Source organism: Micromonospora sp. NPDC049175 (assembly GCF_043197345.1).
GTDB lineage: Bacteria > Actinomycetota > Actinomycetes > Mycobacteriales > Micromonosporaceae > Micromonospora.
Map to the genome: position 1 here is coordinate 107,829 of NZ_JBICSY010000008.1, position 25,379 is coordinate 133,207.

16 protein-coding genes are annotated in these 25,379 nt (G+C 72.1%); 9 read left to right on the forward strand and 7 right to left on the reverse strand.

Going from position 1 to position 25,379, the window contains the following annotated elements; genetic code table 11:
• Window positions 1-72 precede the first annotated feature (72 nt).
• Window positions 73-2,430, forward strand: coding sequence for a pyruvate dehydrogenase (locus tag ACGFH8_RS27920; RefSeq protein ID WP_393372713.1), 2,358 nt, complete (start codon window positions 73-75; stop codon window positions 2,428-2,430).
• Window positions 2,431-2,479: 49 nt separating this feature from the next.
• Here ACGFH8_RS27920 and ACGFH8_RS27925 read toward each other — a convergent pair whose 3' ends face one another.
• The 3 genes from ACGFH8_RS27925 to ACGFH8_RS27935 form a co-directional block, all read right to left on the reverse strand.
• Window positions 2,480-4,102 carry a metallophosphoesterase gene (locus ACGFH8_RS27925; protein ID WP_393372716.1) on the reverse strand — a complete coding sequence of 541 codons (1,623 nt, stop codon included), beginning with the start codon at window positions 4,100-4,102 and terminating at the stop codon, window positions 2,480-2,482.
• A gap of 61 nt (window positions 4,103-4,163) precedes the next feature.
• The gene (locus tag ACGFH8_RS27930) at window positions 4,164-5,336 is read right to left on the reverse strand and encodes a PQQ-dependent sugar dehydrogenase (RefSeq protein WP_393372718.1); all 1,173 of its coding nucleotides are present in this window, start codon (window positions 5,334-5,336) and stop codon (window positions 4,164-4,166) included.
• Window positions 5,337-5,408: 72 nt separating this feature from the next.
• The gene (locus ACGFH8_RS27935; protein ID WP_393372720.1) at window positions 5,409-7,226 is read right to left on the reverse strand and encodes a SpoIIE family protein phosphatase; all 1,818 of its coding nucleotides are present in this window, start codon (window positions 7,224-7,226) and stop codon (window positions 5,409-5,411) included.
• A gap of 185 nt (window positions 7,227-7,411) precedes the next feature.
• Between ACGFH8_RS27935 and ACGFH8_RS27940 the strand changes: the two genes are divergently transcribed.
• Window positions 7,412-8,338: a 2-hydroxyacid dehydrogenase gene (locus ACGFH8_RS27940; RefSeq protein WP_393372723.1), complete on the forward strand. Its 927-nt coding sequence runs from the start codon at window positions 7,412-7,414 to the stop codon at window positions 8,336-8,338.
• 8 nt (window positions 8,339-8,346) lie between these two features.
• On the opposite strand, the gene ACGFH8_RS27945 is transcribed toward ACGFH8_RS27940, so the two are convergent.
• Window positions 8,347-8,721 carry a PH domain-containing protein gene (locus ACGFH8_RS27945; protein ID WP_393372726.1) on the reverse strand — a complete coding sequence of 125 codons (375 nt, stop codon included), beginning with the start codon at window positions 8,719-8,721 and terminating at the stop codon, window positions 8,347-8,349.
• Window positions 8,722-8,935: 214 nt separating this feature from the next.
• Between ACGFH8_RS27945 and ACGFH8_RS27950 the strand changes: the two genes are divergently transcribed.
• A complete protein-coding gene (locus ACGFH8_RS27950; RefSeq protein WP_393372729.1) occupies window positions 8,936-11,326 on the forward strand; it encodes an EAL domain-containing protein in 2,391 nt (796 codons plus the stop codon).
• A 6-nt stretch (window positions 11,327-11,332) separates the two neighbouring features.
• Here ACGFH8_RS27950 and ACGFH8_RS27955 read toward each other — a convergent pair whose 3' ends face one another.
• Window positions 11,333-12,352 carry a LacI family DNA-binding transcriptional regulator gene (locus tag ACGFH8_RS27955; protein WP_393372731.1) on the reverse strand — a complete coding sequence of 340 codons (1,020 nt, stop codon included), beginning with the start codon at window positions 12,350-12,352 and terminating at the stop codon, window positions 11,333-11,335.
• Between the two features lie 111 nt (window positions 12,353-12,463).
• Between ACGFH8_RS27955 and ACGFH8_RS27960 the strand changes: the two genes are divergently transcribed.
• Together ACGFH8_RS27960 and ACGFH8_RS27965 are read left to right on the forward strand one after the other, a co-directional pair.
• Window positions 12,464-14,911 (forward strand): glycoside hydrolase family 2 protein, encoded by a 2,448-nt coding sequence (locus ACGFH8_RS27960; protein ID WP_393372733.1) that lies wholly within the window; start codon window positions 12,464-12,466, stop codon window positions 14,909-14,911.
• 254 nt (window positions 14,912-15,165) lie between these two features.
• On the forward strand, window positions 15,166-15,984 hold the full coding sequence (locus ACGFH8_RS27965) for a DUF3152 domain-containing protein (protein ID WP_393372735.1): 819 nt from the start codon (window positions 15,166-15,168) through the stop codon (window positions 15,982-15,984).
• A gap of 85 nt (window positions 15,985-16,069) precedes the next feature.
• Here the strand turns inward: ACGFH8_RS27965 and ACGFH8_RS27970 are convergent, their stop codons facing one another.
• Together ACGFH8_RS27970 and ilvD are read right to left on the reverse strand one after the other, a co-directional pair.
• Window positions 16,070-16,903: a hypothetical protein gene (locus ACGFH8_RS27970; protein WP_393372738.1), complete on the reverse strand. Its 834-nt coding sequence runs from the start codon at window positions 16,901-16,903 to the stop codon at window positions 16,070-16,072.
• A gap of 222 nt (window positions 16,904-17,125) precedes the next feature.
• Window positions 17,126-18,973, reverse strand: coding sequence for a dihydroxy-acid dehydratase (gene ilvD / locus ACGFH8_RS27975; protein WP_393372741.1), 1,848 nt, complete (start codon window positions 18,971-18,973; stop codon window positions 17,126-17,128).
• A gap of 111 nt (window positions 18,974-19,084) precedes the next feature.
• Here ilvD and ACGFH8_RS27980 point away from each other — a divergent pair, with 111 nt between their 5' ends.
• The 4 genes from ACGFH8_RS27980 to ilvC all read left to right on the forward strand — a co-directional run bounded on the left by ACGFH8_RS27980 (window position 19,085) and on the right by ilvC (window position 25,321).
• Window positions 19,085-21,457, forward strand: a complete 2,373-nt coding sequence (locus tag ACGFH8_RS27980; RefSeq protein ID WP_393372744.1) for a putative bifunctional diguanylate cyclase/phosphodiesterase — start codon at window positions 19,085-19,087, stop codon at window positions 21,455-21,457.
• A gap of 188 nt (window positions 21,458-21,645) precedes the next feature.
• A complete protein-coding gene (locus ACGFH8_RS27985) occupies window positions 21,646-23,538 on the forward strand; it encodes an acetolactate synthase large subunit (RefSeq protein ID WP_393372746.1) in 1,893 nt (630 codons plus the stop codon).
• A gap of 161 nt (window positions 23,539-23,699) precedes the next feature.
• Window positions 23,700-24,215 carry an acetolactate synthase small subunit gene (gene ilvN, locus ACGFH8_RS27990; RefSeq protein ID WP_393372748.1) on the forward strand — a complete coding sequence of 172 codons (516 nt, stop codon included), beginning with the start codon at window positions 23,700-23,702 and terminating at the stop codon, window positions 24,213-24,215.
• Between the two features lie 92 nt (window positions 24,216-24,307).
• A complete protein-coding gene (gene ilvC / locus ACGFH8_RS27995) occupies window positions 24,308-25,321 on the forward strand; it encodes a ketol-acid reductoisomerase (RefSeq protein WP_393372751.1) in 1,014 nt (337 codons plus the stop codon).
• Window positions 25,322-25,379: the final 58 nt, after the last annotated feature.

Below are 25,379 nucleotides of genomic sequence, written 5' to 3' on the forward strand. Positions count from 1 at the left end.
CCGCCACCCCCGGTCCGCATCTGCGGCCACCCCGCACGAGGGCGTCAACGGCGACGCCCGAATGGAGCCACCGTGACCCAGCACGACCTCGATGTCCTCGACGAGATCCAGCGGCGGGTGCTCTGGCTCGCCACCCGGATCGTGGACGCCGCCAACCATGACCGGGCCACCGGCGACGGCGTGAAGGTCGGCGGCCACCAGGCGTCCAGCGCCTCCCTGGTCACGGCGATGACCGCGCTGTGGTTCGCGCACCTGGACGCCGAGGACCGGGTCGCCGTCAAGCCGCACGCGTCCCCGGTGTTCCACGCCATCCAGTACCTGCTCGGCAACCTGGACCGCTCCTACCTGCCCCGGCTGCGGGCCCGCGGCGGCCTCCAGTCGTACCCGTCGCGCACCAAGGACCCCGACGAGGTGGACTTCTCCACCGGCTCGGTCGGCCTGGGCGCGGCGGCCCCGCTCTTCGCCGCCGCCACCCGGCGGTACGTCGACGCGCACTTCGGTGCCCGACCGCACTCCCGGTTCGTGGCGCTGATCGGCGACGCCGAGCTGGACGAGGGCAACATCTGGGAGGCGGTGGCCGACCCGGCGACCACCGGGCTGGGCAACGTCATGTGGCTCGTCGACTTCAACCGGCAGTCGCTGGACCGGGTGGTTCCCGGCATCCGGATCAACCAGTGGCGCGGCCAGTTCGAGGCGGCCGGCTGGCACGTCGTGGAGGTCAAGTACGGCCGTCGGCTCGCCGAGGCGTACGCCCGGCCGGGTGGCGAGGCGCTGCGCGACTGGATCGACGCGATGCCCAACGAGCAGTACCAGTCGCTGTTCGGGTTGACCGGCCCGGTGCTGCGCAAGCAGTTCCTGGACGGTGCCCCGGCCGGCATCGACGAGCTGATCGCCCACGTCAGCGACGAGGAGCTGAGCCCGCTCGTCACCGACCTGGGCGGGCACGACCTGTCCGCGATGCTCGACGCGTACGCCCAGTGCGACGCGGTCACCGACCGGCCCAGCGTCGTCTTCGCGTACACGGTGAAGGGTTGGGGGTTGCCCATCGCCGGCAACCCGCGCAACCATTCCGCGCTGCTCAGCTCGGAACAGGTCGACGCGCTGCGGGCCGCGCAGGGGTTGACCGCCGAGACCGAGTGGGACCGCCTGGACCCGGCGTCACCGGCCGGGATCCGGGCCGGCGCCCGCCGGGAGGCGCTGTCCCGCGCGCCCCGCGAGCGCGCGCTGGGGGTCACCGTCCCGGAAAGCACGGGAGTACGCGCAACCAAGTCGATCTCCACGCAGGAGGTCTTCGGTCGGGTGCTGGTCGACCTGGCGCGACACCGGGAGGTGGGCCGCTACCTGGTCACCACCGCCCCGGACGTGGCCACCTCCACGAACCTGGCCGGGTTCATCAACAAGACCGGGGTGTTCGCACCCACCGAGCAGCGTTCCTGGACCGAGGACCGGATGCTGCGCTGGACCGAGAGCCCCGCCGGACAGCACATCGAGCTGGGCATCTCGGAGATGAACCTGTTCCTGCTGCTCGGTCAGCTCGGCCTGTCCTGGGACCTGTCCGGGCAGCCGCTGCTGCCGGTGGGCACCGTCTACGACCCGTTCGTGCTGCGCGGCCTGGACGCGTTCCTGTACGGCACCTACTCCGGCTCCCGGTTCGTGGTGGCCGGCACCCCGTCCGGCATCACCCTGGCCCCGGAGGGCGGCGCCCACCAGTCCACGATCACCGCGTCGGTGGGCCTGGAGCTGCCCGGGGTGACCTTCGTCGAGCCGGCGTACGCGACCAGCCTGGACTGGCTGCTCTGCGACGCGCTGGGGCAGATCGCCGGTGGGTCGACACCGGCGGCCACCGCCGCGCCCGCCGAGGACGGCGCGTACTACTTCCGGTTGAGCACGCGACCGCTGGACCAGGCGCCGTTCGAGGCGGCCCGGACCCGGCTCGGTGACGCGGTGCTGCGTCGACAGGTGGTCGCCGGGGCGTACCGGCTTGTCGACGCGCACCAGGCGTACCCGCATCTGGTCGACGCCCCGGTGGTGCAACTGGCCGCGTCCGGCGCGGTGCTGCCCGAGGTGCTGGCCGCCGCCGCGGAGCTGGCCGACGAGGGCATCGCCGCGCACGTGGTCGACGTGACCAGCCTCGACCGGCTCTACCGGGCCTGGCAGCGCACCCTGCGCCAGGGCGTACGGACGGCCACCGTGCCCAGCGTGCCGGGCGCGCTGCGGTCCGCGTTCGCGGATCGGGTGCCGGTGGTGACAGTGCACGACGCGGCGTCGCACGCGATGGCCTGGCTCGGTTCGGCCGTCGGCGCGCCGGCGGTGCCGCTCGGCGTGGACGAGTTCGGCCAGTCCGGCACCGTCGCCGAGCTGTACGACCTGCACGACCTGCTGCCCGGGAGCATCGTCAACGCCGCTCTGGCCGCCATCGCCCTGCGCTGACCCGGCCGCGCCGGCGCAGTGGTGCCATGCCGGCGGCGTGGGGCCAGGATCAGCTGGTCGGGCTCGGGGTCGGGCTTTGCAGCGGGTTGGGTGACTCCGGCGCGCCACCGGTCGGCGTCGGGGTGACCGACGCCTGCGTACCCTGCGCCGGATCGGCCACCACGTGCCGTTCCAGGTTGACCTGGGACTGACCGGTGCCGCCCACGGTGATGTCGTCGTACGCCTGGAGCATCTTCTGCTGGTCGAAGTAGAGAACCGTCATCGTCAGCGGAGTCGGTTTCTCGCCCTCCAGGCCGCGCAGGCCGGCGCCGCCGGTGGAGCCCTCGACCATCAGCGCGGTGGGCTGCTGGCCGGGCGCCTGGGGCAACCGGGACACCTGCCGCGCGTGGGTGTGCCCGGCCAGCACCAGCGGGCAGGTGCCGGCGAGCGGCCCGGCCGACGCCGGGTCGTGCACCAGCGCGATGTTCACCGGCTGGGGCGAGCGGCGCACCGTGGTCGCGAGCTGCTCGCCCGCGTCGATCACCTGGTCGGCGACCTGGGGGGTCAGGCCGCTGCCGGCGGGTGAGGTGTTCTTGTCCGGGGTGAAGCGGGGGTCGCCGATGCCGGCGATGGTCAGCCCGCCGACCGTGGTCGTCGAGTTGTTCAACACGATCGCGTTCGGCTGACGGGCGACGGCGGCGGCGGTCTTGCCGGAGTCGTGGTTGCCCCGGATGAACACGTACGGCTTCTTGAGCAGGCCGATCGAGCCGACGAAGGACGCCTCCGGCTCGCTGCCCCAGTCGGTGATGTCACCGGTGTCGATCACCACGTCGATGCCGAACTGCTCCACCACCGTCCGGATCAGTTGCCAGCCGGTCGGGTTGAGGTGCATGTCGGAGACGTGCAGCACCCGCGTGGTGCCCGGAGTCGGCTCCAGCAGCGGAAGCGCCGAGACGGTGGTGTAGAGCTGGCTGACGTTGCCGACCAGACGTTGCAGCTGCTCGGCGTACTTGGTGTAGTCGTTGGCGATCCGGCGCGCGTCGCCGACGATGGCCGGCGCGTTGACGAGCAGCCCCTCGTAGCGTGGCTCCTCGATCGCCTGGGGACGGACGGTGGCCGCCGCCGTGCCGAGGCTCCCGGCGGTGACAAGCAGCGCGAGGCCACCCGCCCAGGCGGTCCGCCGGACGTTGCGGAAGATCAGCCCGGCCAGGATCAGGGTGACGAGCACCGACGCGCCGAGGGCCCGCAGGCCGAGCCGCATCACACCGGAGCGGACGTCCTCCACGGCGCTCTGGCTGGCCCGGCTGATGCTGGCCGGGTCGTCGATCAGCGCCTCGGTGCGTCCCTGGTCGAGTGCGCCCAGCCGCACGGTGAGGTGGGTCGGCCCGTCGTGGCTGTCGAGCAGCAACGCGCCGAGTGGCGGGATGTCGACGGTGGTGCCGCCGTCGCGGGCGGGGGAGATGCTGAGGTTGGCCCGGAACGGCCCGATGTCGGTGTCGACCTGACCGCCGGCCAGCACCCCGAGCACCGCCCCGGCCAGGGCCACGGCGAGGACGGCGACGATCAGCCCGACGCGGCGCAGCGGGCCGCCGGGGCCGACGAGCGAACGCGTGGGGCGTGGCGGATCGCCGTCGGTCACCGGGGTGTCCCGGTCCCCGGCGTCGTCGTGCTGCTCGTCGCGCTGCCCGTCCATGCTGAAATTCTGACCTGCCCGTCGGAAGATCTTGGTAAACCTGAACGGATGGTGACGAACGTCAGCTGCGTCCGCCGTCGCCGCCCGCGAAGACCACCCGCAGGAGTCGGTCGTCGTCGCCGCCCGGGTTGCCCCGCCCGTCGTGGTTGGACGTGCTCACCCAGAGCGAACCGTCCGGCGCGGCGGCCACCGCGCGCAGTCGGCCGTACCGGTTGGTGAGCAGCTCACTGGGCTGGCCGAGCAGCGTGCCGGTGTCGGTCAGCTCCATCACCCAGAGGCGTTTGCCGCGGAGGCAGCCGGTGACCAGCAGCCGGTCCGTGGCGGCCAGACCCGAGCAGGACGCGTCCTCGGTCGCCCACTGCGTGACGGGGTCGGTGAACCGCCGGTCACCGGATCGCCCCTCGACCTCCGGCCAGCCGTAGTTGCCGCCCTTGGTGATCTGGTTGATCTCGTCCCAGGTGTTCTGGCCGAACTCGACGGCGTACATCCGCTTGGCGCCGTCCCAGGCGAAGCCCTGCACGTTGCGGTGACCCTGGGACCAGACCGGCGAGCCGGCGTACGGGTTGCCCGGCGCGGGCTTGCCGTCCCGGGTGATCCGGAGGATCTTGCCGCCGAGGCTCTTCACGTCCTGCGAGAGGGGGCGCTGGCCGGCGTCGCCGGTGCTGACGTAGAGCTGCCCGTCCGGGCCGAAACCCAACCCGCCACCGTTGTGCACGTTGGCCTTCGGGATGCCGGTGAGGATCGGGGTGGGCTGCCCGCCGAGTTGCAGCCGCGCGACGCGGTTGTCCCGCTCGGCGGTGTAGTAGACGAAGACCGTCCGGTCGCGGGCGTAGTCGGGGGAGACGGCGATGCCGAGCAGGCCGCCCTCGCCGGCCGCGGCCACGTCGGCGATCGTCTGCACCGGGCGGATCCGCAGACCGTCCGGCCCGGACTCGGGGCCGACCTGGACGATCCGGCCGCTGTCCCGTTCGGTGACGAGCGCGGCCCCGTCGGGCAGGAAGGCGATGGCCCAGGGCACCCGCAGACCCTTCGCGAGGACTGTCGCCACCGCCTGCTGGCCGGCGCCGCCGGGGCTCGCCGAGGCGGACGGGGTCGGCAGGTTGGGCGGCTCGCCGGCCGGGTCGGGCTCCGGTTCGCCGAAGCTGCAACCCGCGCTGAGCAGCACTGCCGCGCAGGACGCCGCGAGGGCCACCCGAAGGCTACGGACGCGAGGGTACGGGGGACGGGCTCTCACCCGGCCCAGGGTAGCCCGCCGGACGGCCCGGTCGAGTCCGATGGGTGCCGGCGACCCCGGCCGGTGCACGGTTCACCGTGCCCGTACGGCCAGCAGCGCGGTGTCGTCCTCGCGGTGGCGGATCGAGGCGAGCAGCAGGTCGCACAGCTCGTCGAGGGGCAGTGTGTCGGCGCCGGTCAGCCGGACCACCAGCTCGGCAAGTCCCTCGTCGATGGATCGGTCCCGCCGCTCGATCAGCCCGTCGGTGTAGAGCAGCAGGGTGTCGCCGGTGGCCAGGCTCGTCGACTGGCTGGTCCGCGACGACGCTCGGGCCAGGCCGAGCAGCGGCTCCGGTGTCGCGTCGAGCATCTCGACAGTCCCGCCGACGCGGACCACCAGGGCCGGCGGGTGCCCGGCGTTGGACCAGGTCACCTCGTGGACACCGGCGTCCTGGGGGCAGATCCGGACCAGCGTCGCGGTGGCGGCGATGGGCAGCCGCAGCCCACGGATCGCGCCGTCCAGGTTGCTCAGCAGCTCCCCGACCGTGTCCGGCCGGCCGAAGGCGTTGCCCCGCACCAGGTTGCGTAGCTGACCCATGGTCGCGGCGGCCTCGATGTCGTGCCCGGCAACGTCCCCGATCGCCGCGATCAGATCGCCGTCGGGCTGGATGAACGCGTCGTACCAGTCACCGCCCACCTCCACCCGGTCGGCCGCCGGCTGGTAGCGGGCCGCCAGCTCCAGCTCCTGGACGACCGGCAGGTGCGGCAGCATGCTGTGTTGCAGGACCTCGGCGACGTGTCGCTGCTCGCCGTACATCGAGCTGTTGCCGACGGCCTGGCCGGCCCTGCGGCCGATCTCGACGGCGGTGAGCAGGTCGCGGTCGTCGAACTGCTGTCGTCCGGTGCCGTTGACCAGGGTGATCGCGCCCAGCACGGTGCCGCCGACGCCCCGCACCGGAACGCTCAGGTAGGACGCGATGCCCAGGCGGGCGGCGATCGGCGCCATCTCCGGGTGGGTGGTGCCCCTCGTCACGTCGGCCAGCGACGCGATGCTGCCGAGCCGGGGCTGGCCGGTCCGCAGCACCGCGCGGATCGACGAGTCCGGGCTCAGCCCGGTGCGCAGCAACTCACCGAAGCGGTCGATGTCCGCCGTCCGGGCCGGGTCGCGGTGGACCGAGACCACCTCGCGCGGCAGGCCGGTCGGGCCGATCAGGGTGAGCAGGCACCAGTCGGCGAGCAGCGGCACCATGGCGGCGGCGAGTCGGCGCAGCGCGGTGCCCACGTCCAGGGTGCCGGCGAGGGTCTCACTCACCCCGGCCAGCAGCTCCAGCCGCTCGTGTGCCTGCACGACCCGCCGCCGTGCCTCCTGCGCGCCGTCCAGCGCGATGCGCAGTCGCAGCTCGGACGAGCAGGCGGCAGCCAGGTCGGCCAGGGTCCGTAGCTGCGCGCTCGTCCACGCGCGCGGTTTGCTGTCGATGGCGCACAGCGAACCGAGCACCCGCCCGGAGAGGTCGGTCAGCGGCATCCCGGCGTACGCGACGACGCCGAGGTCGTCGATGGCCAGATTGTCCCGGACGCGGGGGTAGAGCCGGGCGTCCGGCAGCACCATCGGCACCTCGATGTCCACCACGTGCTGGCAGAACGAGTGGCTCAACGGGGTCTGCCGGCGCTCCGACCAGGGCTCCGGCAACCCGAACGCGCCGGGGAAGAACTGCCGGTCGGCGGAGACCAGGGAGACAAGCGCGACCGGCACGTCCAGCAGGTCGCTGACCAGTCGGGCGAACCTGTCGAACGCCTCGTCCGGGGCGGCGTCGAGCCCGGTGTCGGCGAGCGCGCGGAGCCGCTCCGGGTCGCCGAGCGCCGCAGGTGAGGCGGTTGGACGCCGGGCGGTGCCGGGGGAGCCGTCGGTCATCGAGCACCTGTCTGCTGGGGCGGAGGCCGACCGGACCTCCGACCCTTCGTTATACCTCGTCCAGGGCCGGGTCGAACATCGGTGTGCTGAGTCTCGCCCGCCCCAGCCCCGCGCGCCATCCCCCGGGACGCCGGTTCGCGCCCGCACCGCGCCGGCCGCGGTGGCGGGGACTATCGTCGGCTGACGTGAAGGTATGGATTCCGAACCAGGCCGGCCTGAACCTGATGGGCGAGCTGCCCCCGGACGTGACGGTGGAGGTCCTGGAGCACGCCGACCGGCTGCCCTCGGAGGTGGCCGACGTCCGCGTCTGGGTGCCGCCGTTCCTGACCGGCACCGACGCGACGGCGCTGCTGCGTGAGCTGCCCGACCTGGCGGTGGTGCAGTTGCTCTCCGCCGGGGCGGACGCCTGGGCCGGCCGGACCCCACCGGGTGTCACCCTCTGCGATGCCCGGGGCGTGCACGACCCGTCCACCGCCGAGTGGGTCGTCACCGCGATCCTCGCCCAGCTACGGGCGTTCCCGGCGTTCGTCCGTGCCCAGGCCGACAGGCGCTGGGCGTACCAGGGGAACGCCCCGACCGACGAGCTGACCGGCAAGCGGGTGCTCATCATCGGGGCCGGTTCGATCGGCTCCGCGGTGCGCGACCGGCTCGCCCCGTTCGAGGTGAGCTTCACCCTGGTCGCCAGGACGGCCCGCCCGGAGCAGGGGGTGCACGCGGTCGAGGAGTTGCCCCGACTGCTGCCCGAGGCGGACGTGGTGGTGGTGCTGGTGCCGCTCACCGACCAGACGCGTGGCCTGATCGACAAGGACTTCCTGGCCGCGATGCCGGACGGGGCGCTGCTGGTGAACGCCGCCCGAGGGCCGGTGGCACACACCGAGGCACTCGTCGCCGAGCTGGGCACCGGCCGGATCTCGGCCGCGCTGGACGTCACCGACCCGGAGCCGCTGCCCGCCGACTCGCCGCTCTGGGCGATGCCGAACGTGCTGCTCACCCCGCACGTGGCCGGGTCGGTGCGAGGCCTGCTGCCGCGGGCCTACCGACTGGTCGGTGACCAGGTTCGCCGGTTCGCCGCCGGGCAGCCGCTGATCAACGCGGTCGTCGACGGCTACTGACCCGGCACTCAGCCGGCGTGGGGGAGCGACTGACCGGTGGCCGCGACCAGCCGGGGCAGGTCCTCGCCACGGACGGCCGGCAGGGTGACCTGCTGGCCGTCGTCGAGCCGGGCGACCGCCCGCCCGCGCCGGTCGGCGGTCAGCTCGACGACCCGGTCCCAGGTGAGGCGGCGTTGCCCGACCAACGCCCGTAGCCGTAGCTCCCGCGCGTCGGCTTCGGTGCCGGCCCGCCAGGCCCACACCCCCACGGCGAGCGGGACGAGCAGCACCGGCAGCAGGTAGGTCCGGGCGTTCGCCAGCGGCAGGGCACCGATGAAGGCGATCACCGAGGCGACCAGGATGGCTTGGTTGTATCGGAAGCGGACCGTGTCGGGCTTACTCACCCTCCGATGATCCCACTCCCGGCCGTTGCGGCTCGCGGCGGGCGGTGCCGAGGGGTGGTACGTCGTACAGTGACATCTGTCGTTGCCTCCTCTGGGTGACCGACACGTAACCGATGTGGCCGCCGATCGTTCACAGTTGTTGGACAGCGGACCAGGAATGTTCGATGTCCCGCACCGTCGTACCGCCCCGTGCCCCCTCACGAAGGCGACCGCCGTGCTCCTCGCGTACCCGTTCCGCGTCCTCGTCCCCCGCCGAACACCGGAGACCGCCACGTCCACGGCCGTGGCGCTGCTCCTCTTCGCCGGTGCCCTCGGCCTGGTGCCGACTCCGGTGGTGATCGCCCTGTCGGTCGGCGCCGGCGCCACCCTCGCCGGGGTGCGGCTCTCCCGGCTGGCCGTCTCGCGCCGCGTCGACCCGGCGCCGCGGACGGCGGGCGTGCTGCTCGACGCGGCGGTGGTGACGGCCGGTCTGACCGCCGTCGCACTGCCGCTGGGCGGCGGCTGGCGCACCGTTGCCGCGCTGGTGGGGGCACTGCTCGTGGCGGCCCTCGCCGGGGCGGGGTTGTGCCGGCTTCCCGGCCGGACGCGCCCGACCGCCGGGGTCCGGCTGCGCGGGCTCGTCGAGTCGACCGGCCCGGCCGTCGGGTTGGCCCTCGCCGGCTGGCTGCTGCTGCCCCCTGTCGGCCCGCCGGTGCCGGTCCGGCTGGTGGCCGCGTTGGCGCTCGGTGGGCTGGGCATGGCCGCGCTCACCGCGTTCGCCGGGCCGCGGCGACGTTCTCCGACGGCGGTCTGCCGCGGCGGTGTTCTGCTCACCGTGGGCGGGCTGATACTGCTGGCCGCGCTGCCGTCCGCGCCGACCGGGCGGGTGACCCTGCTGGTCGTACCCCCGCTGGTGCTCGGTTTGCTGCTCGTCGCGGTCGGTGCGGTCGACGCGGCGGACGCGGGCGACACCGCGCCGGCGGAACCGGTCGCGTCGGCCTGGCCCCGGTCGGTGCTCCCCGCCGCGGTGCTGCTGCTGGCGGCGGCGCCGCACCTGGGCTCCGGTCACGCGCCGGATCGGACGAGCGTGGTGCTGGCGCTGGCGGCCGTGCCGCCCCTGGTGCTGCGCGAGCTGCTGCGCGGCCGTGACGCACCCGTCTCGGCCCGACCCGCCGCGCACCGCCGACCCGCCGCCGGCCCGGTGCGGCACCGCCACGCGGTCCCGCCGCGCTGGCTCGGTGATCTTCCATCGACGGCCCCCGTGCACGACCCGCACGACCAGCGCGATTCGGCTGGCCCGCTGACCAGGTACGGCGCCGGCTCGACCTGGCCGGCGGAGGACGCCGCCGGCTGGTCGGCGCTGAGCCGGCGGCCCGTTCCGGCGGGAAATGGTCCGCCCGGTGACCGGGCAGCCCTGCTGGACGCCCTCGCCGCGATCGGCGACGTGCCGGCCCCGTCCGGCGCGCTGCTGCTCGTCGACCTGCACGTCACCGACGGGATCGGCCCGACCGCCCGGGAGGACGTGCTGGCCGAGGCGGTGCACCGGGTCCGCGCCGTCATCGCTTTCGACGACGTGGTCACCGGCTGCACGGGCGCCGGCTTCGCGGTGGTCACCGCCGCCGGCCCGGTGCTGGCGTACGCGCTGGGCACCCGGCTGCTGGGCGCGCTCGCCCCGCCCTACCAGGTTGCCGGTGCGGTGGTGCGGGCGCAGACAAGCATCGGCCTGGCCGAGGTGAGCGGTGACCGGCCCGCGGACGTGCTCCGGCAGGCCGAGCTGGCCCGGCGGCGGGCCGTGCAACTGGGCCGGGACCGGGTCGAGTGGTATGACGCGTTCCTGGAGGAGCAGTTGGTACGCCGCCTCGACCTGGAACGCGAACTGCCCGGTGCGGTGGCCCGCGGCGAGTTGGACCTCGTCTACCAGCCGGTCGTCGACCTGGCCGACGGGCAACCGGTGGGTGCGGAGGCACTGCTGCGGTGGCGCAGCCCGGTGCTCGGCACGGTGCTCCCGGCCGAGCTGCTGCCGGTCGCCGAGGATCTGGACCTGGTCGGTGAGTTGGAGTGGTGGGTGCTGGACCGGGCCTGCCGGCAGTTGTCCGACTGGTCGGTGGGCGTTCGGGAGTTGTGGATGGCGGTGAACGTCACGACCCGGGAGCTGACGACGCCCGACTTCGTGCAGCGGGCGGCGGCCGTGCTGGCCGCGTACGGGGTGCCACCGGAGCGGCTGGTGGTGGAGGTGAGCGAGCCGAAGGTGGCGGGTGACCTGTCGACGGTGGTGGCCCGGTTGGCCGGTCTGCGGTCGCTTGGGGTCCGCACCGCGTTGGACGACTTCCGGGCCGAGCACGCCTCGCTGGCCCAGCTCCGCCGGCTGCCGATCGACCTGCTCAAGGTGGGCCCGGAGTTGGTGGGCGCCCGGCCGGACGGGCAGCCGCCGCTTATCGACGTGGTGGTAAACGTCGGTGAGCGACTGGGCGTCGAGATCGTCGCCGAGGAGTTGGAGTCGTCGACGCAGGTGGAGGTGGCCCGCCGTGGCGGCTGCCGGTACGGGCAGGGGTTCGCGCTGGCCCGCCCGGCGACGGCCGAACGGGTCGAGGCGTACTTCGAGGAGTTCCCGTCCGCATCTCGCTGAACCGGTTCATCTTCCGCGCGGAGGCGCGGTGCTGCCCCGGGGGGTCAGCTGCGGCGTCTCGTCCTGCACCCGGCTCACCGGCTCCCCACCGATCACGGCGAGCAGTTGCCGGGCGGCGTGCGCGCCGTACGCCGGGATGTCCCTGCCCAGCGCGGTCAGCGGCGGGTGCACCAGCCGGCACAGCGGCGAGTCGTCCCAGGCCACGATGGACAGATCGCCGGGAACGGTGAGCCCCATCTCCTGGGCGACGGAGAGCCCGGCGATGGCCATCACGTCGTTGTCGTAGATGATCGCCGAGGGCCGCTGGGCGGAGCTGAGCAGGCGGCGGGTGGCCCGCCCGCCCTCCTCGCCGGTGTAGTCGGACCAGACGGTGACCGCGTCGACCAGGTCGAGCCGTTGACACACCGCCGCGAACGCGTCGGTGCGGATCTCGGTGTGCCGCAGGTCGGGCAGGCCGGCGACCCGGGCGATCCGCCGGTGCCCGAGCGCGACCAGGTATTCCACCGTCTCGGTCAACGCCGCCGCGTCGTCGGACCAGAGGCTGGCCAACGCCCCGGTGCCGCCGGGTCCGCCGATCACCACCGCGGGCAGTTGGAGCTGCTCCAGCGCGGCGATGCGGCGGTCGTCGGTGCGCAGGTCGCAGACGAGCACGCCGTCCACCCGACGTTCGCCCCACCAGCGCCGGTAGACCGCGATCTCGGCGTCCGGGTCGGCCACCACCTGGAGCGTCAGCGCGTACGAGCGGGCGGACAGTTCGGCCTCGACGCCACTGATCAGCGCCATGAAGAACGGCTCGACGCCGAGGATCCGGGCCGGTCGGCACAGGGCCAGGCCGACCGCCCCGGCGGTGGCGGCGGAGAGGGCGCGGGCGGCGCTGCTCGGACTGAACCCGATCTCCGTGGCGATGGCCAGGATGCGCTGCCGGGTGGCCTCGGAGACACCGGGCTGCCCGTTCAGCGCGTACGACACGGCGCCCTTGGACACCCCGGCGTGCCGGGCGACGTCGGCGATTGTCGGCCGCTTCACCGGCGTGCTCCCTTAGCTCTCTGGCCGTTGACAGTCCGAATTCCGAACCGTACGGTGCTCAGCTTATCCGGTTCAGTAGGCGTCTTTCGATGCAGAAGGTGCGGTGCGGAGTTGAGCCGACAGGCACTCTACGACGGTTGGACCCTGCGGGCGGCATCCGGAGCGCGGGTGCCCGCCGACATCGCCGGGCGGGCCGTGCCGGCGACAGTGCCCGGCTGCGTGCACACCGACCTGCTCGACGCCGGGTTGATTCCAGACCCCTACCTCGACGACAACGAGTTGGCCCTGGCCTGGATCGGGCGCACCGACTGGCACTACCGCACGAGCTTCCGACACCTGGCCGGCGACCACGACCGGGTGGACCTGGTCTGCGCCGGCCTGGACACCGTCGCCACGCTCACCGTCAACGGCGTCGAGGTCGGCCGCACCGCGAACATGCACCGTGGCTACCGATTCGACGTCCGTGCCCTGCTCCGCGACGGCGACAACGACCTGGCTGTGGCGTTCGAGTCCGCGTACCGCTACGCCGAGGCGCAGCGGGAACGGCTCGGCGACCGGCCCAACGCGTACCCGGAGCCGTTCCACTTCATCCGCAAGATGGCCTGCAACTTCGGGTGGGACTGGGGGCCGACCCTGGTCACCGCGGGCATCTGGCAGGAGATCAGCCTGCACGCCTGGTCCACCGCCCGGCTGGCCGGCGTCCGTCCACTCGTCACGATGGACGGACGCGACGGCCGGGTCGAGCTGCACATCGACATCGAGCGGGTCGCGGACGTCGCGCTGACCGTCCGGGCGGTCGTCGCCGGCGCCCACGCCGAGACGGTCGTCCCGGCCGGGCAGCGCACGGCCGTGCTGACCCTCACCGTCCGCGAGCCCGCGCTCTGGTGGCCCCGGGGGTACGGCGACCAGACCCGTCACCCGATCGAGGTGACCCTGCACGCGCACGGCGAGACCCTGGACACCTGGTCGCACCGCATCGGCTTCCGCTCGGTACGACTGGACACCACCCCCGACGCACACGGCACCCCGTTCGCGCTGTCGGTGAACGACGTCCCGGTCTTCGTCCGCGGGGTCAACTGGATCCCCGACGACGTGTTCCCCACCCGGATCACCCGGGACCGCCTCGCCGAACGCTTCGACCAGGCCGTCGAGGCCAACGTCAACCTGCTGCGCGTCTGGGGCGGCGGCCGGTACGAGTCGGCGGACTTCTACGACCTCGCCGACGAGCGCGGGCTCCTCGTCCAGCAGGACTTCCTCTTCGCCTGCGCCGCATACCCGGAGGAGGAGCCGTTCGCCAGCGAGGTGGCCGCCGAGGCCGCCGAGCAGGTGACCCGGCTCGCGCCGTACCCCTCGCTGGTGCTGTGGACCGGCAACAACGAGAACATCTGGGGCTGGCACGACTGGGACTGGCAGCCGGCCCTCGCCGGGCGCACCTGGGGACGTGGTTACTACCTCGACGAGCTGCCCCGGATCGTCGGCGCGCTGGACCCCACCCGCCCGTACTGGCCGGGCAGCCCCTGGTCGGGCACCGAGGCGATCCACCCGAACGACCCGGCACACGGCACCACCCACATCTGGGACGTGTGGAACACCCACGACTACACGAGATACCGGGAGTACGTGCCCCGCTTCGTCGCCGAGTTCGGCTATCAGGCCCCACCGGCGTACGCGACCCTGCGCCGGGCGATCTCCGACGAGCCGCTGGCGCATGACTCACCCGGGATGGCGCACCACCAGAAGGCCGCCGGCGGCGACGGCAAACTCCAGCGCGGCCTGGACGCGCACCTGCCCACCCCGGTGGACTTCGACGACTGGCACTACCTGACGCAGCTCAACCAGGCCCGCGCGATCCAGCTCGGCGTCGAGCACTTCCGCTCCCACCGGGGCATCTGCGCGGGCACCATCGTCTGGCAGCTCAACGACTGCTGGCCGGTGACCTCCTGGTCCGCCGTCGACGGCGACGGCCGTCGCAAACCCCTGTGGTACGCGCTGCGCCACGCGTACGCCGACCGGCTGTTGACCGTGCAGCCCCGCGACGGCGGGCTGGCCCTGGTCGCGGTCAACGACGGCGGCACCACCTGGCAGGCGTCGGCCTCGGTGACCCGGCTGACCCTCGACGGGGAGCCCCGGGCGAAGATCTCGGTCGACCTCGACGTCCCGGCGTACTCATCGGTGCTGCTGGCGCTGCCGACGTACCTGGTCCGGCCCGACGACGCCCGGCGGGAGCTGGTGATCGCCGAGGCGGGGGAGACCGCCGAGCGGGCGCTGTGGTTCTTCGCCGAGGACCGGGACGTGGAGTGGCCCTCGGCGGCCTGGGAGGCGGCGGTCGAGCCGTTCGATGGCGGGCAGCGGGTCCGGGTCACGGCCGGGACGGTGCTGCGCGACCTGACGCTGTTCCCGGATCGGCTGGACGCCTCCGCCACCGCGGACGCGGCACTTGTCACGCTGCTGCCGGGCGAGTCGGCGACCTTCACCGTGCGGGTGTCCGGGCCGCTGGACCCTGCTGCGCTGACCGCCCGCCCGGTGCTGCGCTGCGTCAACGACATCACCATCGCCTGACGCTCCAAGGTCAGGCTTGATCCAGGTTGTGGTGGCCTCGCCCCACAGGGAGGCCACCACAACCATGTGCAAGCACGATCATCACGCAAACGGTCCGGCAATTCTGCGACGACGACGGAACGTACGGTGACGTGCCCGCTGCGTCACGTAATGCCGGGGTATCGATGCCTGCCGTCCTGACATTTTCCTTACCCCTAGTCACATAGCCTTCCGGTGTTCCTCACCTGACCGTGATCAATCCTGGAGGTTGCAACGTGCGGATCAACGGACGGCTGCTCGTGCCGATCTCGTTGGCGATGGCGCTGGCGACCGCCGCCTGTGGTCTGGCGTCCGCGCCGGCTTCCGGGGGCGCCGACACCCCGCGCTGGGATTCGAGTGAGCCGCTGCTCAGCGATGCGCCGACCTCCAGCCCGACTCCGGAGATCCCGACCGACGCGGAGATTCCCACCAGGGCAGCCGGCACCTTCTCCACCGCCGCCGGCAACGGTCGCGTGATCGGTAAGGGCAAGAAGCGGGTGCGCTACAGCGTTTCGGTGGAGAAGGGCATCGCCTGGGGTGACATCCCGGCCTGGAAGCCGGACCGGTTCGCCGAAAGCATCGAGCAGGTGTTGGCGGCGCCGAACGGGTGGGCCGATTCGGCGCAGCACCCGGTCACCAACGAGGCGGTGAATCTGACCCGGGCATCGTGGTCCTTCCAGCGGGTCAGCACCGCACGCATCGACGTCGATGTCCGGCTCGCCACGCCGAGGACTGTGGACAGGCTGTGCGGTGCGAGCGGCGTTGACACCGAAGGGGTCTACTCCTGCAAGTACGGCAAGACCATCATGATCAATCTGCGGCGGTGGCTCCAGGGCTCGCCGGGCTACCCGGTCAGCATCGACGAGTACCACGCCGGCGTCATCAACCACGAGTTCGGCCACTTCCTCGGCTTCGCGCACATGAAGTGCGGCGCGCCGGGCAAGCCGGGTCCGGTCATGATGACCCAGACGATCGACCTGGGCGGGTGCCTGCCCAACGTCAGTCCGTTCACCGAAAACGGCACGTTCATCAGCGGCCCGTGGGCCGCGTCCTGAGCCGACGATTTCCGGAGCGACAACAGAGACAGCGCTGCCCGGCCGATGCGTCCTCCGCACGGGCCGGGCAGCGATCCGGGTCAGGTCAGGCGCCGGTGCTCAGGCCCTTCAGCATCTCGGCCAGGTCGGCGGTCTCCGCCGCCGGCGGGGCCTCGATGGTCACCGCCTTGCCGTAGTCGGTGTAGTCGATGAGCATGTCGCCCATCTTGCCCATGCCCAGGCCGGCCCGACGCGGCCGGTACTGCTCGTCGACCCACAGGTCGATCTTGAGCTCCTTGACGCCCTGCGCGGCGAGCGCCTGCTCGGTCTCGGTCCGCCGCTTGGAGTCGATCTGCGCGAGGTAGGTGTCCACCGGCGTGGTGACGGTGTAGTGGACGGTCTGCGTCCCGTTCACCGTCTCCTGCCCCACCACGGTCGTGCCCTCGATGGCGAGCAGTGTCTTGACCTGCTTGACCGGGTCCATGTCGTCGAACTGCTTGCCCAGTTCCGCACCCGCCTTGTTGCCGGCCACCGCGCTCAGATCCATCTTCACCCAGCGCTTTCCGCCCGTACTCGCGCGGTCCTCTTCGGCAACCTCGACGAAGAACACCACGCCGATCATCCGGACGCTGACCGTGGTGCCCTCCGGGTCGGTCATCTTCATCTCGGCCTTGGGCGTGTCACCCAGGTCCAGGACACCCTGCACCGAGATCTTCTGACCGCCCATGGTGCCGACCATCTTCACGGTCACCGAGTCGGTCTTGGTGGTGGTATCCACCGTCTTCTGCAGCGACCCCTTGAGATCACTGGCCAGCAACTCCAGGACGCCGGACTGCTTCTCGGGCGCCTCGGTCGACCCGGGCTGCGGGCCGCAGGCGGTGCCGGCGAGCGCGGTGAGCGCCGCGACCGCCACCACGGCGGTCTTCTTCCACAGTGCCACGTGCACAGCTTTTCCCCCCGTAGGAACCTGGGTCCTCCCAGATAGACGGACGCCACGCTAGCCCATGCGGTCCACCCAGGGGGACCGGCTTTTCGCTGGCCGGCGCGGGCGTGCGGAGGATGTGTCGCGACCGATCGACACGAGATCGCGGATATCGGGGTATCCGGCCCGGCCGGATACCCCGATATCGCTGATCTCGTGTCGATCAGATAGACGCGCGTCCTACTCCGGGACGCGGCGGTAGGCGCCGTCGCTGGCCGAGGTGGCCATCGAGGCGTACGCGCGCAGCGCCGCCGACACCGGCCGCTGCCGGTCGGTCGGGGTGTACGGCTTGTCGCGCTTCTCCTCGGCCACCCGTCGTGCCTCCAACTCGTCGGCCGGCACGTTCAGCTCGATGGAGCGGCCCGGGATGTCGATGACGATCTCGTCGCCCTCGCGGACCAGGGCGATCAACCCGCCGGAGGCGGCCTCGGGGGAGGCGTGGCCGATGGAGAGCCCGGAGGTGCCGCCGGAGAAGCGGCCGTCGGTGAGCAGCGCGCAGGACCGGCCCAGCCCACGACCCTTGAGGAACGAGGTGGGGTAGAGCATTTCCTGCATGCCCGGCCCGCCCCGGGGGCCCTCGTACCGGATCACCACGACGTCGCCCGCGACGATCTCCTTGGCGAGGATCGCGGTCACCGCGTCGTCCTGCGACTCGTAGACCTTCGCCGGCCCACGGAAGGTCAGGCAGTCGTCCGGCACTCCGGCGGTCTTCACCACGCAGCCGTCCGGGGCCAGGTTGCCGTGCAGGATGGCCAGGCCACCGTCGGCGGAGTAGGCGTGCTCGCGGTCCCGGATGCAGCCACCGGCCGCGTCGGTGTCCAGCGACGACCACCTGTTGGTGGTGGAGAACGGCTCGACGGTACGCACGCCGCCGGGCGCCGCGTGGAACAGCTCGACAGCCGTCGGGGTCGGGGAGCCGCCGCGCACGTCCCAGTCGGTCAGCCACTGGGCCAGCGAGGGGGAGTGCACGGCGTGCACGTCCCGGTTGAGCTGCCCGGCCCGGTCCAACTCGCCGAGGATCGCGGGGATGCCACCGGCCCGGTGCACGTCCTCCATGTGGTAGTTCGGCGAGTTCGGCGCGACCTTCGCCAGGCAGGGCACCCGCCGGGAGATGGCGTCGATGTCGGCGACGCCGAAGTCCAGCTCCGCCTCCCGGGCGGCGGCGAGCAGGTGCAGCACCGTGTTCGTGGAGCCGCCCATCGCCACGTCCAGGGCGACCGCGTTCTCGAAGGCGGCCTTGGAGGCGACCGTGCGCGGCAGCACCGAGTCGTCGTCGCCGTCGTACCACCGCTTGGAGATCTCCACGACGGTGCGGCCGGCCTCGACGAAGAGGGACCGGCGCGCGGCGTGGGTGGCGAGCGTCGAGCCGTTGCCGGGCAGTGCCAGCCCGATCGCCTCGGTGAGACAGTTCATCGAGTTGGCGGTGAACATGCCGGAGCACGAGCCGCAGGTCGGGCAGGCGGAGCGCTCGATCTCGCCGAGCTGCTCGTCGGTGACCGACTCGTTCGAGGAGGCGATCATCGCGTCGATCAGGTCGATCTTGCTGTGCACGACGCCCTCGATCGCCATCGTCTTGCCGGCCTCCATGGGCCCACCGGAGACGAAGACGGTCGGGATGTTGAGCCGCAGCGCGGCGAGCAGCATCCCGGGAGTGATCTTGTCGCAGTTGGAGATGCAGACCAGGGCGTCCGCGCAGTGCGCGTTGACCATGTACTCCACCGCGTCGGCGATCAACTCCCGGCTGGGCAGCGAGTAGAGCATGCCGCCGTGGCCCATGGCGATGCCGTCGTCGACAGCGATGGTGTTGAACTCCCGGCCCACCCCGCCGGCCTCGGCGACCGCGTCGGCGACCAGGCCGCCCATGTCCTTGAGGTGTACGTGACCAGGCACGAACTGGGTGAAACTGTTGGCGATGGCGACGATCGGCTTACCGAAATCGTCGTCGGTCATCCCGGTGGCCCGCCAGAGGGCCCGGGCGCCGGCCATCGTCCGACCGTGTGTGGAGGTCCTCGACCGCAGCTCAGGCATACGTACCAGCATGACACCGTCGCCACGCCGACCGTCCCGCGTATGCGCCGTGTCCCAACAGATGCACACCCAGCCCCCCACGGGGAGCGTCGATCCGGCACTCTTTAAGGCGTGCAACTCCCCCCGGGCATGGTCGCTGTCGCGGGGCTCAGCGGGCTTGTCGCCGCTGTGGCCGCCGTGCTGCTGACCCAGGTCGCCCGGCGGCGCACCGGGCCGCGCCGGCAGGCACACGTGCTGCTCGCGGCGGCGGCCGGGGTGGCCCTGCTCAGCCTGCTGGCCGGGGTGGTCTCCGTGCTCAGCGCGAACCACCACTGGACCCACGAGCAGGGGCAGCGCACCGGCTGGGCGATCGCGGTGGCGATCGGCACGGCGGTGAGTGGGCTGGCCTTCGCCGGCGGTCTGCTCCGGCTGCCGGGGGTGGCCGCGACCGCGGCGGGCACGGCCCGGCTCGCCCTGGACGGGCTGGTGATGGCGGCGGCGCTGTGGTTCGTCGGCTGGGTGCTCCTCTCCGAGCCCACCCGGTTGCTCGGCGCCGCCACCCCGACGGCCTGCCCGGCGATCCTGGTGGTCACGGTGAGTGCCGCGCTCGGTGCCGGGCTCGCGGTGATCGTCATCTTCCGGGCTGCCACCCCACGTCGACGGCTCGCCGCGCTGGGCGTCGGCATCGGAGCGGTCAGCTGCGGCGGGATGGGTCTCAGTGCCGGGCTCTGCCAGACCGGGCCGACAATGGCGTTGACCGGTGCGGCGGTGCTCGCCGCCGGTCTGTTGACAGTCGCGCTCGCCGTGCACGGGGCCGACCGGCCGGGGCAGATCGAGGTGGATCTGATCGGTCGCGACGGCGAGTACGCGATCGCCCCGATGGTCGCGATGGCCGCCTCGGCGATGTACCACCTCGCCCAGGACGGCCGCTTCACGGTGGCGGGCGTCGTGGCCAGCAGCGTGGAGGGCTTCGCCCTGGTGGCACGGCAACACCTCACCCTGCGCGACGTCCGGGACTACGCGGGCCGCCTGGCCGAGCGCGAGGCGCACTTTCGCGAGCTGGCGCACACCGACCCGCTGACGTCGTTGGCCAACCGGCGCGGGCTGCTGCGCGCACTGCGGGACAGGGCCGAGGCGGGCACTCCCTGCGTGCTGCTCGGTCTCGATCTGGACGGCTTCAAGAACGTCAACGACATCCGTGGCCACGACGTGGGTGACGCCGTGTTGGCCGAGGTCGGCCGGCGGTTGCGGAGCAACCTGCGCCCCGGCGACGCGGCCGCCCGGCTGGGCGGCGACGAGTTCGCCGTCCTGATGCAGGGCCGCACTGCCGAGGCGGACCGCGTCGCCGAGCGGTTGCTGGGGGTGCTCAACCGGCCGTACGACGAGCCGGAGGGGCCGGTCTTCCTCTCGGTCAGCATCGGGGTGGCGGGGTGGGCCGGCCAGCCGAACGTGGAGCTGCTGCTGCGCCACGCCGACCTGGCGCTGCGCTACGCCAAGCAGCGCGGCAAGAACCGGATCGAGCGCTACGACGCCGCGTACGACAAGCTGCTGCGCCGGCGGACGACTGTGGAGCACGAGCTGCGCGGCGCCATCGATCGCGACGAGCTGCGGTTGGCTTTCCAGCCGGTGGCGTCGCTGCCGTCGGTGCGGCCGGTCGGCGCCGAGGCGCTGCTGCGCTGGCACCACCCCGAGCTGGGCAACATCGGCCCGGACGAGTTCATCCCGCTCGCCGAGGAGTGCGGGATGATCGCCCCGCTGGGGGCCTGGGTGCTGCACCAGGCCTGCTACCAGCTCTCCCGTTGGCTGGCCGACGGCCACGACGTCTGGGTGTCGGTCAACGTCTCCCCGCGTGAGTTGCACGCCCCGGAGTACGTGGTCCAGGTCGCCGAGGCGCTGCGCGCCCACCACGTGCCGCCGCAGCGGCTGGTGCTGGAGGTCACCGAGCACGCGGTCGCCACCGACCTGGACGAGCTGATCCGGCGGCTGACCGCGCTGCGGTTGACCGGGGTCCGGATCGCGCTCGACGACTTCGGGGCCGGCTACTCGTCGCTGGGGCAGTTGCGCCGGCTGCCGATCGACATTCTGAAGATCGACCACAGTCTGGTGGCCGAGCACGAGCCGGTCCGGCCGGTCGGCCAGGACGGTCCGGCGTTCGCCCCGATGGTCGACATCGTCATGCGCCTGGGCCACCAGTTGGGGCTGGAGGTGATCGCCGAGGGGGTGACCACACCTACCGAGTTGGCCGCGGTGGTGGCCGCCGGCTGCCGCTTCGGCCAGGGCGCGCTCTTCGGCTGGGGGGTGCCGGCCGAGCACCTGGAGGCGATGCTGGAGGCGGCCACCTCACCTGGCGCGCGGTCCGCGCCGCCGCCCGCGCCACGCCGTGTTCCGGGCGGGTACAAGCAGGTCAACCCGTCTGCCGATGGCGAGTCGCCGGGCGACTCGCCGACGTCCGTTGACCAACATGTGGGAGCAGTTGACTCATCGCGTGAGATGCGTCAGGCTTAGCCGCATGTCGTCGTACCGGTCGCTGCGAGTACTTACCTGAGCGCACTCTCCCTCATCGAGAGTGCGCTGGCCCCGTGCATCTGCACGAGGGCCGTTTTTATTGCCATCGGAACCTGGCGAGGCGGGCCCCGCCCGTGTCGCATCGCTTGACTAGCCACCAGCCACTCCAGCCGAAGGCCAGAACCGTCATGACGAGACCCACGCCCGAGACCCTCGCCCACTCCGCCCGCAGGGCCCGTGCGGCCGCTGACCCGACCGTCGAGGTCGACCCGGCCGTCGCACGCCCCGCGGCCACCCCGGCCACCCCGGCCGTCCCGGCGGTACGGCCATCCGCACCGGCCCAGGTCACCGGGGCCGGCTCGCTCGTGCGGTCCCTTGAGGCGCTCGACGTCGACGTCGTCTTCGGCATTCCGGGCGGCGCGATCCTGCCGGCGTACGACCCGCTCTACGACTCCACCGTCCGGCACATCCTGGTGCGGCACGAGCAGGGTGCGGGGCACGCGGCGACCGGGTACGCGCAGGCCACCGGCAAGGTCGGCGTGTGCATCGCCACCTCCGGCCCGGGTGCGACGAACCTGGTCACCCCGATCGCGGACGCGTACATGGACTCGGTGGCGATGGTGGCGATCACCGGGCAGGTGGCCCGCCCGTCGATCGGCACCGACGCCTTCCAGGAGGCGGACATCCAGGGCATCACCCTGCCGATCACCAAGCACAACTTCCTCGTGCAGAACGCCGAGGAGATCCCGCAGGTGCTGGCCGAGGCGTTCCACCTGGCCAGCAGCGGCCGGCCCGGCCCGGTGCTCGTCGACATCCCCAAGGACGTGCTCCAGGCGCAGACCACCTTCGCCTGGCCGCCCACCCTCGACCTGCCCGGCTACCGGCCGACCCTGCACCCGCACGGCAAGCAGATCCGGGAGGCGGCGCGGCTGATGGCCGCCGCCCGCCGGCCGGTGCTCTACGTCGGCGGCGGTGTCCTCAAGGCCGGCGCCACGGACGGGCTGCGCCGGCTGGCCGAGCTGACCGGCATCCCGGTCGTCACCACGCTGATGGCGCTCGGCGCGTTCCCCGACTCGCACCAGCAGCACCTGGGCATGCCCGGCATGCACGGCACGGTCGCCGCGGTCTACGGCCTGCAGAAGGCGGATCTGATCGTCGCGCTCGGCGCGCGGTTCGACGACCGGGTCACCGGCAAGCTGGACTCGTTCGCCCCGGACGCGACGGTGGTGCACGCGGACATCGACCCCGCGGAGATCGGCAAGAACCGGCACGTGGAAGTGCCGATCGTCGGGGACGCCAAGCACGTCATCGACGAGCTGATCGCCGCGGTGACCGTCGAGCGGTCGGCGGGGCGGAGCACCGATCTGGGCGACTGGTGGACCCAGTTGGACGACCTGCGCAACCGCTACCCCCTGGGCTACGACGAGCCGGCGGACGGCACGCTCTCCCCGCAGTACGTGATCAAGCGGCTGGGCGAGATCGTCGGCCCGGACGCGATCTTCGTGGCCGGGGTGGGCCAGCACCAGATGTGGGCGTCCCAGTTCATCTCCTACGAGAAGCCGAACACCTGGTTGAATTCCGGCGGTCTCGGCACGATGGGTTACGCGGTGCCGGCGGCGATGGGCGCCAAGGTCGGCAAGCCGGACACGGTGGTCTGGGCGGTGGACGGTGACGGCTGCTTCCAGATGACAAACCAGGAGTTGGCCACCTGCGCGTTGGAGGGCATCCCGGTCAAGATCGCCGTGATCAACAACGGCAATCTCGGCATGGTCCGGCAGTGGCAGACGCTGTTCTACAACGAGCGCTACTCCAACACCGAGCTCGGCACCCACAAGCACCGCATCCCCGACTTCGTCAAGCTCGCCGAGGCACTGGGCTGCATCGGGCTGCGCTGCGAGAACGCCGCCGACGTGGACAAGACGATCGCCGCCGCCATGGAGATCAACGACGCTCCGGTCGTGGTCGACTTCGTGGTCGGCAAGGACGCGATGGTCTGGCCGATGGTCGCCGCCGGCACCAGCAACGACGAGATCATGTTCGCCCGCGGCGTCCGCCCGACCTTCGACGAGGATGACATCTGACATGAGTGAGCACAGCGAACGAATCAGCAGGCTCAGCCCTGCCAACGGTCGTGGCACGACCGAGCGAAGCGAGGCCGTGGCATGAGTGAGCACAGCGAACGAATCAGCAGGCTCAGCCCTGCCAACGGTCGTGGCACGACCGAGCGAAGCGAGGCCGTGGCATGACCATGCACACTCTGTCCGTGCTCGTGGAGAACAAGCCCGGCGTGCTCGCCCGGGTCTCCGGCCTGTTCTCCCGGCGCGGGTTCAACATCGACAGCCTCGCCGTGGGTGAGACCGAGAACCCGGACGTCTCCCGGATCACCATCGTGGTCAACGCCGAGTCCTCTCCGTTGGAGCAGGTCACCAAGCAGCTCAACAAGCTGGTCAACGTGCTCAAGATCGTTGAGCTGGATCCGCAGGTCTCGGTCGCCCGGGAGTTGCTGCTGGTGAAGGTCCGCGCCGACCGGAACGCCCGGTCCCAGGTGCTGGAGACCGTCAACCTGTTCCGCGCCCGGGTGGTCGACGTCGCACCGGACACGCTGACCATCGAGGCCACCGGCACCCCGGACAAGCTCGACGCGCTCCTGCGTGACCTCGAGTCCTTCGGCATCAAGGAGATGGTCCAGTCCGGGCTTGTGGCGATCGGGCGCGGCTCGCGTTCGATCACCGCCGGGCCCGCGCTCCGGGCTGCCTGACCGCCACCGGTCGGCCCGGCCGGGCCGTACCCGAAATAATCCGCACAGACCACGACGGGCCGCCCCGGCCGTCGTACGAAAGGGAAGTTCTCATGAGCGTTGAGGTGTACTACGACGACGATGCCGACCTCGGCCTGATCCAGGCCAAGAAGGTCGCGGTCATCGGCTACGGCAGCCAGGGCCACGCCCACGCGCTGTCGCTGCGTGACTCCGGCGTCGACGTGGTGATCGGTCTGCCGGAGGGTTCGAAGAGCCGCCCCAAGGCCGAGGAGCAGGGGTTCCGGGTTCTCACGCCGGCGCAGGCCTCCGCCGAGGCCGACGTGATCATGGTGCTCGCACCGGACACCGCCCAGCGTTCCATCTACGCGGAGTCGATCGCCCCGAACCTCGCCCCGGGTAAGGCGATCTTCTTCGGCCACGGCTTCAACATCCGGTACGACCTGATCAAGCCGCCGGCCGAGGTGGACGTGGCGATGGTCGCGCCGAAGGGCCCCGGCCACCTGGTCCGCCGCCAGTACGCCGACGGCAAGGGCGTGCCCTGTCTCGTCGCCGTCGAGCAGGACGCCACCGGCAACGCTTTCGCCCTCGCCCTCGCGTACGCCAAGGGGATCGGCGGCACCCGCGCCGGCGCGATCAAGACCACCTTCACCGAGGAGACCGAGACCGACCTCTTCGGCGAGCAGGCGGTGCTCTGCGGCGGCGCCTCGGCGCTGGTGCAGACCGGTTTCGAGGTGCTCACCGAGGCGGGCTACGCCCCCGAGGTCGCCTACTTCGAGTGCCTGCACGAGCTGAAGCTGATCGTCGACCTCATGTACGAGGGCGGCATCGCGAAGATGCGCTACAGCATCTCCGACACCGCCGAGTACGGCGACCTCTCCCGTGGCTCGCGGATCATCGACTCCCGGGTCAAGGACGAGATGCGCAAGATCCTGGGTGAGATCCAGTCCGGTGAGTTCGCCCGCGAGTGGGTCGCCGAGGACGAGGCTGGCCGGCCCAACTTCACCAAGTGGCAGGCCGAGGGCGCGGCGCACCCGATCGAGGAGACCGGCAAGAAGCTGCGCGGCATGATGAGCTGGGTCGACCGCCCGATCACCGAGACCGCCTGACCCGTACGACCCACAACGGTCCACCAGCGGCCGGCGATCCCGCGCTCTCCCCGGCGCG

Coding starts and splice junctions, on each gene's coding strand:
- ACGFH8_RS27925 (WP_393372716.1), bottom strand. CDS start 4,102: ATGGACGGGCAGCGCGACGAGCAGCACGACGACGCCGGGGACCGGGAC.
- ACGFH8_RS27935 (WP_393372720.1), bottom strand. CDS start 7,226: ATGACCGACGGCTCCCCCGGCACCGCCCGGCGTCCAACCGCCTCACCT.
- ilvD (WP_393372741.1), bottom strand. CDS start 18,973: ATGCCTGAGCTGCGGTCGAGGACCTCCACACACGGTCGGACGATGGCC.
- ACGFH8_RS27985 (WP_393372746.1), top strand. CDS start 21,646: ATGACGAGACCCACGCCCGAGACCCTCGCCCACTCCGCCCGCAGGGCC.
- ilvN (WP_393372748.1), top strand. CDS start 23,700: ATGACCATGCACACTCTGTCCGTGCTCGTGGAGAACAAGCCCGGCGTG.
- ilvC (WP_393372751.1), top strand. CDS start 24,308: ATGAGCGTTGAGGTGTACTACGACGACGATGCCGACCTCGGCCTGATC.